This window comes from Mumia sp. ZJ430 (genome assembly GCF_011751845.1).
GTDB lineage: Bacteria > Actinomycetota > Actinomycetes > Propionibacteriales > Nocardioidaceae > Mumia.
This window is the reverse complement of record NZ_JAAHFK010000004.1, coordinates 261,839-277,369: the sequence shown is the minus strand read 5'-3', so window position 1 is coordinate 277,369 and position 15,531 is coordinate 261,839. Positions and strand designations below refer to the sequence as shown.

Genomic DNA, 15,531 nt, shown 5'->3' with positions numbered 1-15,531 from the left:
GTACGGGCGGTTCACCGGCGCACGCCGTTGATCTCACCGTTCCGTACGACCACGGCAACGTCTCCCCCGGCATCGGTCCTCAGCACCGTCACGTCCGCCGCGTTCAGTGTCGTGAGCGTCGCCGGTGCGGGGTGCCCGTACGTGTTGTCGCGACCTGCGCTGACGGTCGCCCACCGCGCACCGAGGTCGGCGAGCCACGCGGCGTCCTGGTGCGCGCTGCCGTGGTGAGGGACCTTCAGGACGTCGACGTGAAGGTCGGGATACGTCCGACGCAGCACGGCCTGGCCGGGTGGCTCGACGTCCCCAGTGAGCAGGATGCGCGCCCCCTGGGTCTCGGCCACGAGAACCACGCTCGCGTCGTTCGCCTCGTCCTCGGTGACGTCGGCGCGCTGCTCGGCAGCTAAAGGTGCGAGGACGGTGAGGGTGAGGTCGCCGACACGCCAGCGCTCGCCGCCCCGGAGCCGACGGACGTCGCCCCCGCTGAGCGACGGTCGGCTCAGCCCGACGCCGACCCAGCCGACGTCGCGTCCCCGGATGACGCCGGACAGGCCGTCGACGTGGTCGGCGTGAGCGTGGGTGAGGACGACCAGCGGGACCGTCCGTATGCCGAGGTCGTCCAGACAGCGGCCGACGTCACCTGGATCGGGACCGGCGTCGATGACGACCGCCGCCGACGGGCCCGCACGCAGGACCGTCGCGTCACCCTGGCCGACGTCGCAGGCGACCATCACCCAGCCTCGGGGCGGCCAGCCGGGACTGAGCGGAGCGACCGTGACGACGGCGATGAGCATGGCGGCCACGACGGTCGGGAGCGGACGCCTCAGGAGGAGGTGCCCGGTCACGGCGACGACTCCACTGACGATCACGAGGAGGGCGATCGTGATCGGCCCCTCACCGACGGCTGCGGAGGCACCGGGCAGATCGGCCGCGCGCCGTCCGACGAGGACGATCCAGCCCGCCGGGACGGTGGTCAGGAATCCGACGAGCGTGCCGAGCGGCGCCCACAGAAGGCCGGCCAGTCCCCCGGCCAACCCAAGGACCGTCGCCGGTCCGACGGCGGGTGCGACGACCAGGTTGGCGACGACCGCCACCAGCGAGACCTCACCCGAGAGCGCGGCGACCGGCGCGGTGCAGGCGAGCTGCGCGGCCGCCGGGACTGCGATGGCCTCCGCGAACCACAGAGGCATCCACCGGGCGAGTGCGTCACGCCACACCGGGGCGAGCAGAAGGATGCCGCCGGTCGCGACCGCAGACAGGAGGAACCCTGCCGACGTGGCCAGCCACGGATCGAGGAGGACGACGGCGACCACCGCCCAGGCGAGGCAGCGGGCACCGCGCCTGCGCCCGCCCGTGCTGAGCCCGGCGATCCCCACCAGCCCCATCACGGCCGCCCGCACGACCGACGGCTCGGGCCTGGCGAGAAGCACGTATCCGACGGTCGCCACGACGGCGAGCACCACGCGGGCACGAGGACCAGCGCCCAGAGGCCGCGCCAGCGCCAGGAGGAACCCGATCAGCAGCGTGAGGTTGGTCCCCGAGACCGCGAGGAGATGCGTGAGTCCGCTCGTACGGAAGTCCTCGCGTAATCCGTCGGACAGCGCGTGGTCGTCGCCGTGGACCAGTGCCGGCACGAGGGCGGACACGTCGGTGCCCCGTCCCGAGACGGCGGCGGTGATCGCGTCACGCAGCCGTTGGGCGCCGTCCCACCACCAGGCCGGGTCACCGTCAGGACGCACGGACACCCTGGTCAGCGACAGCGTGGCCGCGGTCGCCGAGTCGTCGGCGGCGTCGAGACGGCCTGCCGCGTCGACCTGCTGGCCGAGCCGCAGGGCTGGCGCGTCCCCGCGGACCCACGCCGTGACCGGGCTGCGCAGACGCCAGGTGGCGCCACGTGCCTCGACCCGCAGGACGGTCAACCGGAGCACGGTCGAGGTGCCGAACGTCCCGCGGACCTCCTTCGGGTCGGACGCGACCACGGCGACGATCGCGACCGACGCGCGCTCGGCCGCGAGGTCGGGCACGACTCCCGAGCGGTGGGTGGACGCGCGCAGCGCTCCGAGGGCGAGCGAGGCGATCAAGAGCACCAGCAGGAGCCCCACCCACGCGGCGCGCCTCCGGGCGGAGGGGAACCAACGCACCACTACGGCCGCGACCAGCGCCGCGCACACCGAGACGACGAGCACGGCCGTCACGGAGACGCGGACCGCGACGACGGCTCCCGCCCATGCGGCGAGCGCCGGGGCGACCATGCGCAGGTCGACATCTCCGCCGCGCTCACCAAGACGCGCCGGCGCGGTGACCACCGTGGCCGAGGTCAGAGCGTGACCAGGTCGCGAAGCTTGGCCAGGGTCGCCTCGCCGATGCCGTCCACCTCGAGGAGCTCGTCGACGGTGCTGAACCGGCCGTGCTCCGTACGCCAGTCGAGGATCGCCTGGGCCGTCACCGGGCCGACCTGAGGCAGAGTGTCGAGCTGCTCGAGGGTCGCGGTGTTGAGGTTGACGACGGCACCGGTCGACGACCCCGGTGAGGACGGCGCGCCACCCGAGGTCCCGCTCCCCGGCGGTGGGGCGACCGAAGGCAGCCCGACGACGATCTGCTCCCCGTCGACGAGCACCCGTGCCAGATTGAGGGCGGTCAACTCGGTGCCGCGGCGGGCTCCCCCCGCCGCCTCGAGCGCGTCCACCACGCGCGAGCCGGCCGGGAGGGTGACGATGCCGGGCCGCCGAACCTTGCCGGCGACGTCGACGACCACCTCGGCCGGGACCGCACCGGTGGGCGCAGCAGGATCGGGTGAGGCCACCGCCTCTCCCGCGCCGCCGGGGGCGGCCAGCGCCACCGGCTCGGCCCCCACTGTCTCGGGCTGAGCCCGTTGAACCCACCAGAGCGCGCCGCCGGCTGCCACCACCAGGACGACCAGGAGCACCAGCACGTGCGTGGTCGTCGTGCCCTGGCCGAGCGCCGACCTCAGCCGCGGCGGGATCCTGTCGCGCGCGTCTGCCGACCAGGCAGGCGGTGAAGCGGCCCCTGCGCGATGGCGGGCAGGCGGAGACGCCACGCGGCCGTCGCGGTGCTCGAGGGCGGCGATGTCGACCTCGTCGAAGAGGTCGTCGCCAAGGTCGTCGTCAAGATCCTCGATGAGCATGGGGGGCGGATCGTCGAACGGCCCCTCGAGAGGATCGTCGACCACCTCGCCGGGCCGGGCGTCGAGCCGGCTCAGCTCGCGCGCGAGCTGCTCGAGACGTCGCCGTGCCGCCTCGCTCGTCCGGTCCCCGCGTCGCTCCACCCGCGGAACGCTACGGCGACGGCGACTCCCGCCGCTGCCGCTGAGCGGCCGCCTGTGGACAACTACCTCGTACGAGCGCCTGTGCGGCGTCGGCTCTGCTCAGCCCAGCGGGGGGAGCTTGCCGGAGACCGTGACCGCGAGCAGGCCCGGCCCCACATGGGCACCGATCACGGCTCCCACCTCGACGACGTCGATCGCGCCGAGCCCGAGGGTCTCCCTCAGCCGTTCGGCCAGGTCCTCGGCCGCGTGCGCGGCGTCGAGGTGCTGAACCGCCACCTCGACACCGTCGGTGTGCTGCTCCGACGCCTGCGCCGTCAGCTCCTCGAGGCGGGCGATCGCGCGGGCGGACGTGCGTACCTTCTCGACCGGCCTGACCCGCCCGTCCTGGACCGACAGCAACGGCTTCACCGACAACGCCGACCCGAGCAGCGCCGAAGCGGTGCCGATCCGGCCGCCCTTGCGCAGGTATTCGAGGGTCGCGACATAGAAGAGCGTCGTCGCCCGCTCCGCGCGGTCACGAGCCGCCTTGGCCGCCTCCTCGGCCGAGGCCCCCGCGTCACGGAGCTCCGCCGCGGACAGGACCGCATAGCCGGTCGCCATCCCGACCTGGAGCGTGTCTACGCAGAGCACGGGCACCGGAGCCGCCTGCGCGGCCAGCTGTGCCGACTCGTAGGTCGCCGAGACCCGAGAGCTGAGGTGGATCGAGACGATCGCCTCGGCTCCCTGGTCGGCCAGGTCTGCGTAGAGGCGGGAGAAGCGCTCGGGCGCCGGACGCGAGGTGCTGACCGAGCGTCCGGCTCGCAGAGCGCGGGCGAGGTCGTCGGCGGTGACGTCGACGCCCTCGGTATAGGAGCGGGCGTCGACGACGACCTCGAGCGGAACGACGCTGATCGCGCGTGACTCCGAGAGCTCGCCGGGCAGCGACGCTGTGGAGTCCGTCACGATCGCGAGGGTCATGGGCCGAGACTAGCGGGCCGGGGCCCCCTCGCGCGGCTGCGCGTCGTCCTCGGTGAACGCGCCCGCGTGTCGCGCGCGCCACCTCGCCGGGGACGCCGGTCCGTGGACGTCGGCAGGCCACTCGCCGCGCACGCGCAGCCATCCCGCACGGGCACGCGGATGGTAGCGGCGGTCGAAGGGGACGAGCCAGAACGCCGTCGAGATCGTCCGGGTCGCCAGAACGAACAGCACCTGGTCACGGCGCCGCCAGCGCAGCCCGAGAAGCTGCCGCACGGAGGGGTCGTACAGGCCGGTGGTCAGCCAGGCGAAGCCGCGCCCGATCGGGAGCCGCGCGACCCGCCACACCGCCCGGGGCATCCACCGGAGGGTTGAAGGCCGAGCGAGATCCGTGAGGTCGAGGACCTGGCGGGTGGCGAGGTTGACCTCGAGGACCTCGCGGCACGTGCGGTCCCAGTACGCCTGGAAGTCCTCCCAGGTCGCGGGCACCGGCCGCATGCTCATGCCGTACATCGCATACCACTGGACGTGCTCGTCGAACATCCGGCGCTTGTCAGCCTCCGACAGCCCGCCGGCGAAGTGCTCGGCCGTGAGCACGGCGTTCATGAAGAACGTCGCGTGCGCCCAGTAGAAGGTGTCGGGATCGAGCGCGTGGTAGGGCCGCCCCGCAGAGTCGACGCCGCTGATCGTGTCGTGATAGCGCCGCACCTCCCGCGCGGTCTCGGCGGCGCGCGGTCCGTCGTACACGACCCCGCCGATCGGATAGAGGGAGCGGAACAGCCGCTCCCACCGCTCCTCGAAGAAGTGGGAGTGCTCCTCGACCCCCGCACCGAGGCCAGGATGCATGTTCTGCATGGAGCCCGCCCACAGCGCACACAGCAGCCCGCGCCAGTCGCCGAAGTAGCGCCAGGTCAGGGAATCGGGGCCGAGCGGCTCAGGGTCACGCGAGGTGGACACCCGCGTGACCCTACCGAGCCGGGTGACGCTCTCGAAAGAGCGCGGCGTGGGTCAGACGGCGCAGCGCGAGCAGGACCGGCTCGATGAGGACCGTGCCGAGGACCACGTCCTGCACGACGGTGGCGAGGTCGCTCGGCCCCTCGGCCTCCACGGAGGCGACCTCCCGTTCGGCGATCACGCGGATCTGCTCGGCGTAGCGACCGACTGCGGCGACATCGAGGGGGCGTCCGGCGGCTTCGAGACCGGCGAGGGCCGCGTCGAGCTGCGCCACGGCGGCCGTCTCCTCGTACGGGAGGCCGATCGCGTCGAGCACGGCGGTCGCGCGCTCGTACGGCGGGGACGGGTCGACGTACGGGGGAAGCGCGGCGAGGGCGTCGCTCACCGCGTCGTACGGGTCGGGGGCGGGGTCGTCGACGACGGCGAGGACCGCGCGCACCTTGGCCAGCGGCATGCCGCCGACCTCGACGAGCGAGCGTACGAGGCGCAGGCGCTGAAGGTGGGTGTCGTCGTACGAGGCCTGGGTGGCGCTCGTCGCCCGGCCAGGCGGAAGAAGGCCGTCCCGCAGGTAGTACTTGACGGTCGCGACGGGGACGCCGGCGGCGTTGGCGAGCTCGGAGATCCGCATGGTCGGCTCCTGACGGAACGGGGTTGACGCATTGGAGAGTAGCACTATCTAATATTAGATAGTGCTACTCTCCAATGCCTCGAGGAGGCTCCTATGAACGCCGCATCCACGCTCGTCGCCGGCATCGTCGTGCTGACGGTCATCACCATCGAGACTGGTGGGATGTTCCTGCTGCGGGTCGTCGGCGGCAAGCGGCCGGCCAACGCGCTGCAGAAGTCGTTCTTCCGAGCCGGTCACGCACACGCCGGGGTGCTCGTCATCCTCGGGCTGGTCACGCTGCTCCTGACCAACGCCGCGGGCGTCGACGGCGCCTGGCGCCTCGTGGGCCCGATCGGCGTGCTGATCGCCGCGATCGTGATGCCCGCCGGGTTCTTCCTGTCCGTGCTCGGGCGTGACCCGCAGCGGCCGGGACGCCTCATGGCGCTGGTTTGGACGGGCGCAGGCGTGCTTGCGCTCGGCCTGGCGACGACGGGGGTGAGCCTCGTCGTGACCGGCGCGAGCGCGTGAGGGTTTCGACAGGCTCAACCAACGGGCGAGGCGCGGGTTTCGACAGGCTCAACCAACGGGCGAGGCGCGGGTTTCGACAGGCTCAACCAACGGGCGGGGCGCCGGGTTTCGACAGGCTCAACCAACGTCCGCGGGTTGAGCCTGTCGAAACCTCAGATGACGATGTTGACCAGCTTGGGCGCGCGGATGATCACCTTGCGGATCTCCGCGCCCTCCAGGTGCCGGACGACGTTCGGCTCGGCCAGCGCCAGCACCTCGAGCTCCTCGTCGGAGATCGACGGCGGCACCTCGAGCTTGCCGCGCACCTTGCCCTTGACCTGCACGACGCAGGTCACGGTGTCGTCGACCAGCAGCGCCGGATCGACCGCCGGCCACGCCTGCTGCGAGACCGACGGGCTGTGACCGAGCTCGGCCCACATCTCCTCGGCGACGTACGGCGCGACCGTGCTCAGCAGGATCGCCGTCACCTCGGCCGCCTCGCGGACCGCCGGGTCCGCCGGGCCAGCGCCGGAGTCGATGGTCTTGCGGGTCGCGTTGACCAGCTCCATGACGCGCGCGACGACGACGTTGAAGCGCTTCGACTCGTAGAGATGCTCGCACTCCGCGACCACCTTGTGCGTGACCCGGCGCAGCGCCACGTCACCGTTGGCGGGGTCCGCGCCAGGCGCGCTCGCGATCTCGTGCGCGACGCGCCACGCCCGCTGGAGGAACTTCGACGAGCCGGCCGGTGACACGTCGGCCCAGTCGATGTCGTCCTCCGGCGGCCCGGCGAACACCAGCGTCAGGCGCACGGCGTCGACACCGAACTCCTCGATCTGCTGGCCGAGGTCGACACCGTTGCCGAGCGACTTGCTCATGGCCTTGCCCTCGTTGATCACCTGGCCCTGGTTCATCAGGGCGGTGAAGGGCTCGACGAAGTCGACCAGGCCCATGTCGTGCAGCGCCTTGGTGAAGAACCGGCTGTAGAGCAGGTGGAGGATCGCGTGCTCGACACCGCCGACGTACATGTCGACCGGCATCCAGCGCTTGACGTCCTCGGGGTCGAACGGGGCGTTGGCGTCGCCCGGGGAGCAGTAGCGCAGGTAGTACCAGGAGGAGTCGACGAACGTGTCCATCGTGTCGGTGTCGCGCGTCGCGGCGCCACCGCAGCGGGGGCAGGTGGTGTTGACCCAGTCGGTCGCCGCGGCCAGGGGCGAGGTGCCCTTGGGCGCCAGGTCGGCACCGGTCAGGTACGGCAGCTCGACCGGCAGCTGGTCGTCCGGCACCGCGACCTCGCCGCAGTCCGGGCAGTGCACGATCGGGATCGGGCAGCCCCAGTAGCGCTGGCGGCTCAGCAGCCAGTCACGCAGGCGGTAGTTGATGGTGCCCTCACCGACACCGTCGGCCGCGAGCCGGTCGATGATCGCCGCGATGCCCTCGGTCTTGTCGGTGAGACCGTCGAGCGCGGCCGAGTTGACGTACGTGCCGTCACCGGTCGTCGCGACGCCGGTCTCCTCCGGGTTGTCCTCCCCCGGCACGTCGACGACGCGACGGACCGGCAGGTCGTACGTACGGGCGAAGTCGAGGTCGCGCTGGTCGTGCGCCGGGACCGCCATGACCGCGCCGGAGCCGTAGTCGGCCAGCACGTAGTCGGCCGCCCACACCGGCATCTGGGCACCGGTCAGCGGGTTGATCGCGTGGACGCCGAGGAACACGCCGGTCTTGGGACGGTCGGTCGACTGGCGCTCGATCTCGGTGGCCTGCTTGGTGCGCTCGAGGTACGCCTCGAACGCAGGTCGCTGCTCGTCGCTCACGAGCTCGGCGGCCAGCTTGGCGTCGGGCGCCACGACCATGAACGTCGCGCCGTACAGGGTGTCCGGCCGCGTGGTGAAGACCCGTACGGGCTCGTCTCGTCCGGGGACCGCGAAGTCGACCCACGCCCCTTCGGAACGGCCGATCCAGTTGCGCTGCATCGTCAGGACGCGCTCGGGCCAGGTGCCCTCGAGCTGCTCCATGTCGTCGAGGAGGCGCTGGGCGTAGTCAGTGATCTTGAAGTACCACTGAGTCAGCTCGCGCTTGGTGACCACCGCGCCGCAGCGCTCGCAGAATCCCTGGACGACCTGCTCGTTGGCGAGCACCGTCTGGTCATTGGGGCACCAGTTGACGTACGAGGCCTTGCGGTAGGCCAGGCCACGCTCGAACAGGCGCAGGAAGAGCCACTGGGTCCAGCGGTAGTACTCCGGGTCGGAGGTGTGGAGGCGGCGCGTCCAGTCGAAGCTCACGCCGTAGCGGCGGATCGACTCGGCCTGCGTCTCGATGTTGTCGTACGTGAACGTGGCGGGGTTCTCGTTGCGCTTGATCGCGGCGTTCTCGGCGGGCAGGCCGAAGGAGTCCCAGCCGATCGGGTTGAGGACGTCGTAGCCCTTGAGCCGCCAGTAGCGCGCGAGGACGTCATGCAGCGCGAAGACCTCGCCGTGCCCCATGTGGAGGTCGCCCGACGGGTACGGGAACATCGTGAGCGCGTAGCGCCGCTCGCGGTTCGGGTCGCTGCCGTCCGCGTCGTACGGGCGAAGCTCGTCCCACACCGCGCGCCACTTGTCCTGGGTCGCGCGGACGTCGTACGACGCCGCTTCCGCGTGCTGGGTGCTCACCTGGGTCTCCTCCGAATGTCTCTCGTACGGCTCCGTACACAGAACAGCCCCTCGAGCAGAGGGGCTGCCGCGCTGACCGGGTGGCGTCAGCGCGGCTCGACAAGGAGCTCGCCGTACATGGCACCCATGCTAGCGCGGGCCGTGTCCCACCCGGTCGCGCCTACTCAGGGCCTGCCTTCTGGTCCTCCAGCGCCTCCGGGGGCACCTCTTCGACGACCAGCGGCTTCACGATCACCCAGACGATGAACATGAGGGCGACCGCGAGCAGGATCAGCCCGTTGACGAGGTTCACGTTGAAGCCGTCGGCCTTCTCGAGCTCGGCGTCGGAGGCGTTGAAGATGCCGAGGAAGGTGAGAATCACGCCGTAGATGCCCAGCAGGGTGCCGATGATCGTCCTGATGTCGAACGCCGACGCGATCTTGAAGCGGTTCTTGCGCTCAGCCATGGGAGATCCTCTCACCAGAAGATGATGTTCAAGATGATCACCATGACCAGCGAGATCGCGGCGAGGACGGTCGGGCGCCGGTACCACGGCAGCAGGTGGGCGAGCGGGTCGCGCAGCTGGTCACGCGGGGTCAGCGAGTAGACGAAGCCACGCAGCTCGGTGGCCGGCTTCGGCTGCGTCGCCAGGCTGACGACATAGCTGACGACGATGTCGACCACGAACGCGGCGCTCGCCGCGACGAAGCTCGCCCCCTGGCCGGACAGTGGCAGCACGCCGATGCTCGCACTGCCGAACGCGTCCTCGCTCAAGAAGGCGACGAGCACGGCCGCCGCGGTACCGGAGACCAGCCCGACCCAACCTGCGGTGGCCGTCATCCGTTTCCAGAACATACCGAGGATGAACGTCGCGAACAGCGGGGCGTTGAAGAACCCGAACAGCGTCTGCAGGTAGTCCATCAGGTTCGAGTAGTTCGACGCGATCAGTGCGGTGAAGATCGCGACCACGGTCGCGCCGACGGTGGCCCAGCGACCGACCGAGGTGTAGTAGCCGTCTGGCCGGTCCTTGTGGACGTACTGCTGCCAGAGGTCGACGCTGAAGACCGTATTGAACGCGGAGATGTTGGCGGCCATGCCGGCCATGAACGACGCGAGCAGACCGGCGATGGCCAGGCCCAGCATGCCGTTGGGCAACAGGTCGCGCATGAGCAGCAAGATGGCGTCGTTGTAGTCCACGCCCGCTTCTGCGTCGCCGGCCTTGAGGTCGATCATCTCCGGGATGAGGACCGCGCAGATCATGCCGGGGACGACGACGATGAACGGCACGAACATCTTCGGGAAGGTGCCGATGATCGGGGCGCTGCGCGCGGCCGACATCGACTTCGACGCCATCGCGCGCTGGACCTCGACGAAGTTCGTCGTCCAGTAGCCGAAGGACAGCACGAAGCCCAGGCCGAACACGATCCCGACCACCGACCAGAACGGGTCCTCGATGCCGGTGAGGTTGGTGCCCGGCCAGGACGAGAGCTCCTCGTCGCCCCCAGGCGTCGCCGAGATCTTGTCGGTCAGACCGCTGACCCCGCCGACCTTGTGCAGCGCGACCAGCGTGAGCGGCAGCAGCGCGGCCACGATCACGAAGAACTGCAGCACCTCGTTGTAGATCGCGGCGGAGAGGCCGCCGAGCGTGGTGTAGGTGAGGACGACGATCGCGGCCGCGATCAGCGACACCCACAGCGGCCAGCCCAAGATGACCTCGACGATCGTCGCGAGCAGGTAGAGGTTGACGCCGGCGATCAGCAGCTGGGCGATCGCGAAGCTCAGCGCGTTGACCAGGTGCGCGCCGGTGCCGAACCGCATGCGCATGAACTCGGGGACGCTGCGGACCTTCGAGCCGTAGTAGAAGGGCATCATCACGATGCCCAGGAACAGCATCGCCGGGACAGCGCCGATCCAGAAGTAGTGCATGGTCGGCAGGCCGTACTGCGCACCGTTGGCCGACATGCCCATGATCTCGACCGCGCCGAGGTTCGCCGAGATGAACGCGAGGCCGGTCACCCAGGCAGGAAGCGACCGTCCGGAGAGGAAGAAGTCGATGCTGCTGGAGACCTGGCGCTTGGCGAGGATGCCGATGCCGAGGACGAAGATGAAGTAGATCCCGATGATCAGGTAGTCGGAGAACCCCGTGTCCAGACGAAACGTGTCGTCTGCCGCCAGCCACACCGTGCCGTCCATCCGCCCTCCTGCGTCGTCGGTCGATGTCGGGCCCGGGCCCGGCCCCGCTCGGCACGTTACTCCTGAGCAGGCGGGTCGGCAGCGCGAGAAGAACGGGCCGTCGCGGCGCGCGCAGGGGTGTCCACCGACGCGCCGTACGGAAGACTGTCCCTATGTCGCTGACTCGCCGAGAGGTCCTCGTCGCACTCGCTGCTGCTGGGGCCGGGCTCGCCACCGGCTGCACCGGCGACGACCCCGACTCGGCTCCGGCCACCGAGCCGACGACCGCTCCCCCTGGGTCGCCGTCGACGGCTCCGGCGTCTCCGGCACCCGCTGCGCCGGGCGACCCGACGCGCCTGAGCGTCGACGGCGCGATCGCCGAGGACCTCACCGTTCCGTGGGGGCTGGCCTTCCTCCGCGACGGCAGCGCGCTGGTCACCGAGCGCGACACCGCGCGCGTCGTCCGAGTCGGTGGCGGGCGTACGACCACCGTCGGCGAGGTGCCCGGCGTCGACACCGACAGCGGTGAGGGCGGTCTCATGGGGATCGTCGTCCTCCCTGGCGAGGACGCGGTGATCGCGGCCTTCACCTCGCCTGACGACAACCGGATCGTGCGCATGGCGTACGACGGGCGACGCCTGGGCCGGCCGAAGGTGCTGCTCGACGGCATCCCCCGCGCGTTCAACCACAACGGCGGCAGGCTCGTGATCGGCCCCGACGGCACGCTGTACGCCAGCACCGGCGACGCCGGGCAGGGCGAGCGCTCCCAGGACGTCGACTCGCCCGCCGGGAAGGTCCTGCGCATGACGCTCGACGGCAAGGCCGCCGAAGGCAACCCGTTCGGCAACCGTGTGTGGTCGTACGGTCACCGCAACATCGAGGGGCTCGCGTTCGACTCCGCGGGCCGACTCTGGGCGGCGGAGTTCGGCGACCAGGAGACCGACGAGCTCAACCTGATCGAGCGCGGCGCCAACTACGGCTGGCCGCAGACCGAGGGTCCGACCGACGCCAAGGGCATCACCGGCCCGAAGGCGTGGTGGAGCACCGACGACGCCTCGCCCGCCGGAGTCGGGATCGCGTACGGGACGGCGTACGTCGCCGCGCTGCGCGGACAGTGCGTCTGGGCTGTGCCGTTGTCGGGCACCGATGCCGGACGACCGCGACGGCGCCTCGCCGGCGAGGACCTCGGCCGCATCCGCAACGCCATCCCCGCCCCCGATGGGTCGCTCTGGGTGACGACCAGCAACACCGACGGCCGTGGCGACCCACGGGCCGGCGACGACCGCATCCTGCGCGTCACCGTCGGTTAGGGTCGATCGCATGACCTGGCTCGTCACCGGCGGCGCGGGATACATCGGCTCGCACGTCGTCCGCGCGTTCCTCGACGCCGACATCGAGGTCGTCGTGCTCGACTCCCTGGAGACGGGGTTCCGCGAGTTCGTCCCGGGCGACGTCCCCTTCGTCGAGGCCAACGTCACCGACACCGACACCGTCCGTACGACGCTGCGCGGGCACGCCGTACGCGGGGTGGTGCACGTGGCGGGCTACAAGTACGCCGGTGTCTCGGTGCACAGGCCGCTGCACACGTACGAGCAGAACGTGACGGGCACTGTCCACCTGCTCGAGGCGATGGCCGAGGAGGGTGTCGAGTCGATCGTGTTCTCGTCGTCAGCCGCCGTGTACGGCACGCCTGACACCGAGATCGTCACCGAGACGACGCCGACGTCGCCAGAGTCCCCGTACGGGGAGAGCAAGCTCGTCGACGAGTGGGTGCTGCGCGCGCAGGCGGCCGCGACCGGGCTGCGGCAGACGTCGCTCCGATACTTCAACGTCGTCGGGTCGGGGTATGAGGATCTGTACGACGCGAGCCCACACAACCTCTTCCCCAAGGTGTTCAAGACGCTGACAGACGGCGGGGTGCCGATGATCAACGGCGACGACTACGCGACGCCCGACGGCACGTGCGTCCGCGACTACGTCTCTGTCACCGACCTCGCGCACAGCCACGTCGTCGCGGCGCGGGCGCTGGCCAACGAGGCGGCGCTCGAGCCCGTCTACAACCTGGGGAGCGGCGAGGGCGTCTCCGTACGCCAGATCATGGACACGATCGCGTCGGTGACGGGGATCGACTTCGTTCCGACCATCGGGCCGCGCCGTCCGGGCGACCCCGCGCGGATCGTCGCGTCGGGCGAGCTGGCTGCGCGCGACCTGGAGTGGGCGATGCGGCACGACCTCACGGACATGGTCCGCTCGGCATGGGGCGCCTGGATGCACGTCGTCGGTCGGAGCAGCCTCCCGGAGTGACTCGCGGTCAGGAGAGGCCGGCGAAGCGCTCGACCTTCTTCGTCGCGCCGGACACGATGAGCTCGTCGAACTCGCCGACGAACGTCTCCGGTCGGGCGTACGTGAAGTCGGCGCCGGGCCGCTTCACCCCGACGACCGTGATGCCGTACTGGCTCCGCAGGGCCGACTCCGCGAGCGTCCGGCCGACCGCTCCGGCAGGTGCCGCCGTACGGGCGATCGCGAACCCGTCGTCGAACTCGATGAAGTCGATCATCGTGCCGGTGACCATGTGCGCGACGCGCTCGCCCATCGCGGACTCCGGATAGACGACGTGACGCGCACCGACGCGCTCGAGGATCTTGCCGTGCTTCTTGTTGATGGCCTTCGCCCAGACCTCGCGCACCCCGAGCTCGTTGAGGGTGAGCACGGTCAGCACGCTCGCCTCGATGTCGGTGCCGATACCGACGACGGCGCGGTCGAACTGGTCAGCGCCGATCTGCCGGAGGGCCTCCTCGTCGGTCGAGTCCGCCTGGACGACGTGCGTGAACTCGGTCGCCCACTTCTGCACGAGATCCATGCTCTCGTCGATCCCCAGCACCTCGTGCCCGAGGCGGGTCAGCGACGACGCGACCGCCGTGCCGAAGCGCCCGAGACCGATCACGAGGACCGGTGCATCCGCCGGGACGTCCTGCTTAGCCACTGCTCGTCTCCTCGTCGTAGGTCAATCCGTGCCGTGCGTCGGGTCGTCCGACCCTGCGCCGCTCATCCGATGATGGGGCGCTCCTCGGGGAGGTGGAAGCGACGTGGCCGGGCGCGCAGCGCGAGCGCGGATGCCGTCGCGACCGTACCGACACGTCCGATCAGCATCAAGGCCATCAGCACCACCTGTGCGCCGCCGGGAAGCGTACCGGTGATCCCCATCGAGAGGCCGGTGGTGCCGAAGGCGGACGTCGCCTCGAACAAGGCTTCCTCGAGGCTGACGTCGGCCAGCGCCAGCAGCGCCAACGTCCCCACGACCACCAGCATCACGGCGATCAGCGCGACCGTGAGCGCCTGACGCAGGGTGCTGGCGCCGATGCGTCGCGAGCCGATGGTCACGTCGGGGTCGCCGCGGACCTCGGCCAGGATGACGTACCCGAGAAGGAAGAAGGTCGTGATCTTGATGCCGCCGGCGGTGCTCGCCGAGCCGCCGCCGATGAACATCATGATCGTGGCGATGAGCGTCGTCTCCGGGTGGGCGTCGGAGTAGTCGACCGAGTTGAAGCCGCCCGAGCGTGGCATGACGCCACCCTCGAAGGACGTCACGAGCTTCTCCCCGAGCGGCATCGAGCCGATGGTCGCCGGGTTGGCCCACTCGACGGCCGCGAACAGCAGCGTGCCCACGCCGAGCAGGAGAAACGAGCCCCAGACCGTGAGGCGCGTGTGGATCGACCAGCGCTCGGGGCGGCGCCAGCGCTTCGAGAGCTCGGCGAGCACGGGGAAGCCCATCGCCCCGACGAAGACCGCCACCGAGATCGGCAGGATCAGCGCGGCGTCGCCGGCGTAGCCGACGAGGCTGTCGGGTGCCAGCGCGAACCCGGCGTTGTTGAACGCCATCACGGAGTAGAAGATGCCGTGCCAGAGGGCCTCTCCCCACCCCTCGCCGTGGCGCGACTCGAAGCCCACCGTCAGGACGACCGCGACCACCGCCTCGAAGGCGAGCATCGTGAACAGGATCCGCTTGACCAGCGGGATGACCTCGCCGAGGTTCACGAGGTGCAGGTCGACCTGTGCGGCCAGCCGCGAGCGCAGTCCGATCCGGCCCCCGACGACGACACCGAGGATCGTCGCCAGCGTGACGAACCCGAAACCGCCGATCTGGACGAGCACGAGGACGACCACCTGCCCGAGCGGCGTCCAGTACGACGAGACGTCGACGGTGCTCAGCCCGGTCACGGTCACGGCGGAGACGGACGTGAACGAGGCCTGGAGCAGTCCGTTGCCGCTCTGACCCTCCGTCCGCATGCCCGGCAGCATCAGGATCAGCGTGCCCACGATGCTGCCGGCGACGAATGTCACCGGCAGGATGCGGACGGGGTGCGCCAGCGCCGTCGCCATGTTGGACCAGCGCGACCGCCGTGAGGAGAGGGCCACCTGCCAGA

Annotated in this window: 13 protein-coding genes; 3 read left to right on the top strand and 10 right to left on the bottom strand. The window is 70.6% G+C overall.

Annotated elements, in window-relative coordinates; genetic code table 11:
• Nucleotides 1–11: 11 nt before the first annotated feature.
• The 5 genes from HCT63_RS17515 to HCT63_RS17495 all read right to left on the bottom strand — a co-directional run bounded on the left by HCT63_RS17515 (nucleotide 12) and on the right by HCT63_RS17495 (nucleotide 5,819).
• On the bottom strand, nucleotides 12–2,303 hold the full coding sequence (locus HCT63_RS17515) for a ComEC/Rec2 family competence protein (protein WP_167007879.1): 2,292 nt from the start codon (nucleotides 2,301–2,303) through the stop codon (nucleotides 12–14).
• An 11-nt stretch (nucleotides 2,304–2,314) separates the two neighbouring features.
• Nucleotides 2,315–3,283, bottom strand: a complete 969-nt coding sequence (locus tag HCT63_RS17510) for a ComEA family DNA-binding protein (RefSeq protein ID WP_243843098.1) — start codon at nucleotides 3,281–3,283, stop codon at nucleotides 2,315–2,317.
• 99 nt (nucleotides 3,284–3,382) lie between these two features.
• On the bottom strand, nucleotides 3,383–4,240 hold the full coding sequence (locus HCT63_RS17505) for a DegV family protein (protein WP_167007876.1): 858 nt from the start codon (nucleotides 4,238–4,240) through the stop codon (nucleotides 3,383–3,385).
• A gap of 9 nt (nucleotides 4,241–4,249) precedes the next feature.
• On the bottom strand, nucleotides 4,250–5,194 hold the full coding sequence (locus HCT63_RS17500; protein WP_167007873.1) for an oxygenase MpaB family protein: 945 nt from the start codon (nucleotides 5,192–5,194) through the stop codon (nucleotides 4,250–4,252).
• Nucleotides 5,195–5,204: 10 nt separating this feature from the next.
• A complete protein-coding gene (locus HCT63_RS17495) occupies nucleotides 5,205–5,819 on the bottom strand; it encodes a MerR family transcriptional regulator (RefSeq protein WP_167007871.1) in 615 nt (204 codons plus the stop codon).
• Between the two features lie 93 nt (nucleotides 5,820–5,912).
• Here HCT63_RS17495 and HCT63_RS17490 point away from each other — a divergent pair, with 93 nt between their 5' ends.
• Complete coding sequence (locus tag HCT63_RS17490; RefSeq protein WP_167007869.1) at nucleotides 5,913–6,326, top strand: hypothetical protein; 414 nt, start codon at nucleotides 5,913–5,915, stop codon at nucleotides 6,324–6,326.
• Between the two features lie 152 nt (nucleotides 6,327–6,478).
• Here HCT63_RS17490 and leuS read toward each other — a convergent pair whose 3' ends face one another.
• The 3 genes from leuS to HCT63_RS17475 form a co-directional block, all read right to left on the bottom strand.
• Nucleotides 6,479–8,956 carry a leucine--tRNA ligase gene (gene leuS / locus HCT63_RS17485; protein ID WP_167007867.1) on the bottom strand — a complete coding sequence of 826 codons (2,478 nt, stop codon included), beginning with the start codon at nucleotides 8,954–8,956 and terminating at the stop codon, nucleotides 6,479–6,481.
• Between the two features lie 160 nt (nucleotides 8,957–9,116).
• Nucleotides 9,117–9,401, bottom strand: coding sequence for a hypothetical protein (locus tag HCT63_RS17480; protein WP_167007865.1), 285 nt, complete (start codon nucleotides 9,399–9,401; stop codon nucleotides 9,117–9,119).
• 11 nt (nucleotides 9,402–9,412) lie between these two features.
• Complete coding sequence (locus HCT63_RS17475) at nucleotides 9,413–11,128, bottom strand: sodium:solute symporter family protein (protein ID WP_167007863.1); 1,716 nt, start codon at nucleotides 11,126–11,128, stop codon at nucleotides 9,413–9,415.
• Between the two features lie 152 nt (nucleotides 11,129–11,280).
• On the opposite strand from HCT63_RS17475, the gene HCT63_RS17470 reads away from it, so the two are divergent.
• Both HCT63_RS17470 and galE read left to right on the top strand, forming a co-directional pair.
• Nucleotides 11,281–12,417, top strand: coding sequence for a PQQ-dependent sugar dehydrogenase (locus HCT63_RS17470; protein WP_167007861.1), 1,137 nt, complete (start codon nucleotides 11,281–11,283; stop codon nucleotides 12,415–12,417).
• 10 nt (nucleotides 12,418–12,427) lie between these two features.
• Nucleotides 12,428–13,411 carry a UDP-glucose 4-epimerase GalE gene (galE, locus tag HCT63_RS17465; protein WP_167007858.1) on the top strand — a complete coding sequence of 328 codons (984 nt, stop codon included), beginning with the start codon at nucleotides 12,428–12,430 and terminating at the stop codon, nucleotides 13,409–13,411.
• 7 nt (nucleotides 13,412–13,418) lie between these two features.
• Here galE and HCT63_RS17460 read toward each other — a convergent pair whose 3' ends face one another.
• Nucleotides 13,419–14,090 carry a TrkA family potassium uptake protein gene (locus tag HCT63_RS17460; RefSeq protein ID WP_243843097.1) on the bottom strand — a complete coding sequence of 224 codons (672 nt, stop codon included), beginning with the start codon at nucleotides 14,088–14,090 and terminating at the stop codon, nucleotides 13,419–13,421.
• A gap of 62 nt (nucleotides 14,091–14,152) precedes the next feature.
• A complete protein-coding gene (locus HCT63_RS17455) occupies nucleotides 14,153–15,523 on the bottom strand; it encodes a potassium transporter TrkG (protein ID WP_243843096.1) in 1,371 nt (456 codons plus the stop codon).
• Between the last annotated feature and the right edge of the window lie 8 nt (nucleotides 15,524–15,531).

What these genes read in the sequence shown, in the direction of transcription:
- HCT63_RS17505 (WP_167007876.1), bottom strand. Translation starts at nt 4,240, where the DNA reads ATGACCCTCGCGATCGTGACGGACTCCACAGCGTCGCTGCCCGGCGAG.
- HCT63_RS17495 (WP_167007871.1), bottom strand. Translation starts at nt 5,819, where the DNA reads ATGCGGATCTCCGAGCTCGCCAACGCCGCCGGCGTCCCCGTCGCGACC.
- HCT63_RS17490 (WP_167007869.1), top strand. Translation starts at nt 5,913, where the DNA reads ATGAACGCCGCATCCACGCTCGTCGCCGGCATCGTCGTGCTGACGGTC.
- HCT63_RS17480 (WP_167007865.1), bottom strand. Translation starts at nt 9,401, where the DNA reads ATGGCTGAGCGCAAGAACCGCTTCAAGATCGCGTCGGCGTTCGACATC.
- HCT63_RS17475 (WP_167007863.1), bottom strand. Translation starts at nt 11,128, where the DNA reads ATGGACGGCACGGTGTGGCTGGCGGCAGACGACACGTTTCGTCTGGAC.
- HCT63_RS17470 (WP_167007861.1), top strand. Translation starts at nt 11,281, where the DNA reads ATGTCGCTGACTCGCCGAGAGGTCCTCGTCGCACTCGCTGCTGCTGGG.
- galE (WP_167007858.1), top strand. Translation starts at nt 12,428, where the DNA reads ATGACCTGGCTCGTCACCGGCGGCGCGGGATACATCGGCTCGCACGTC.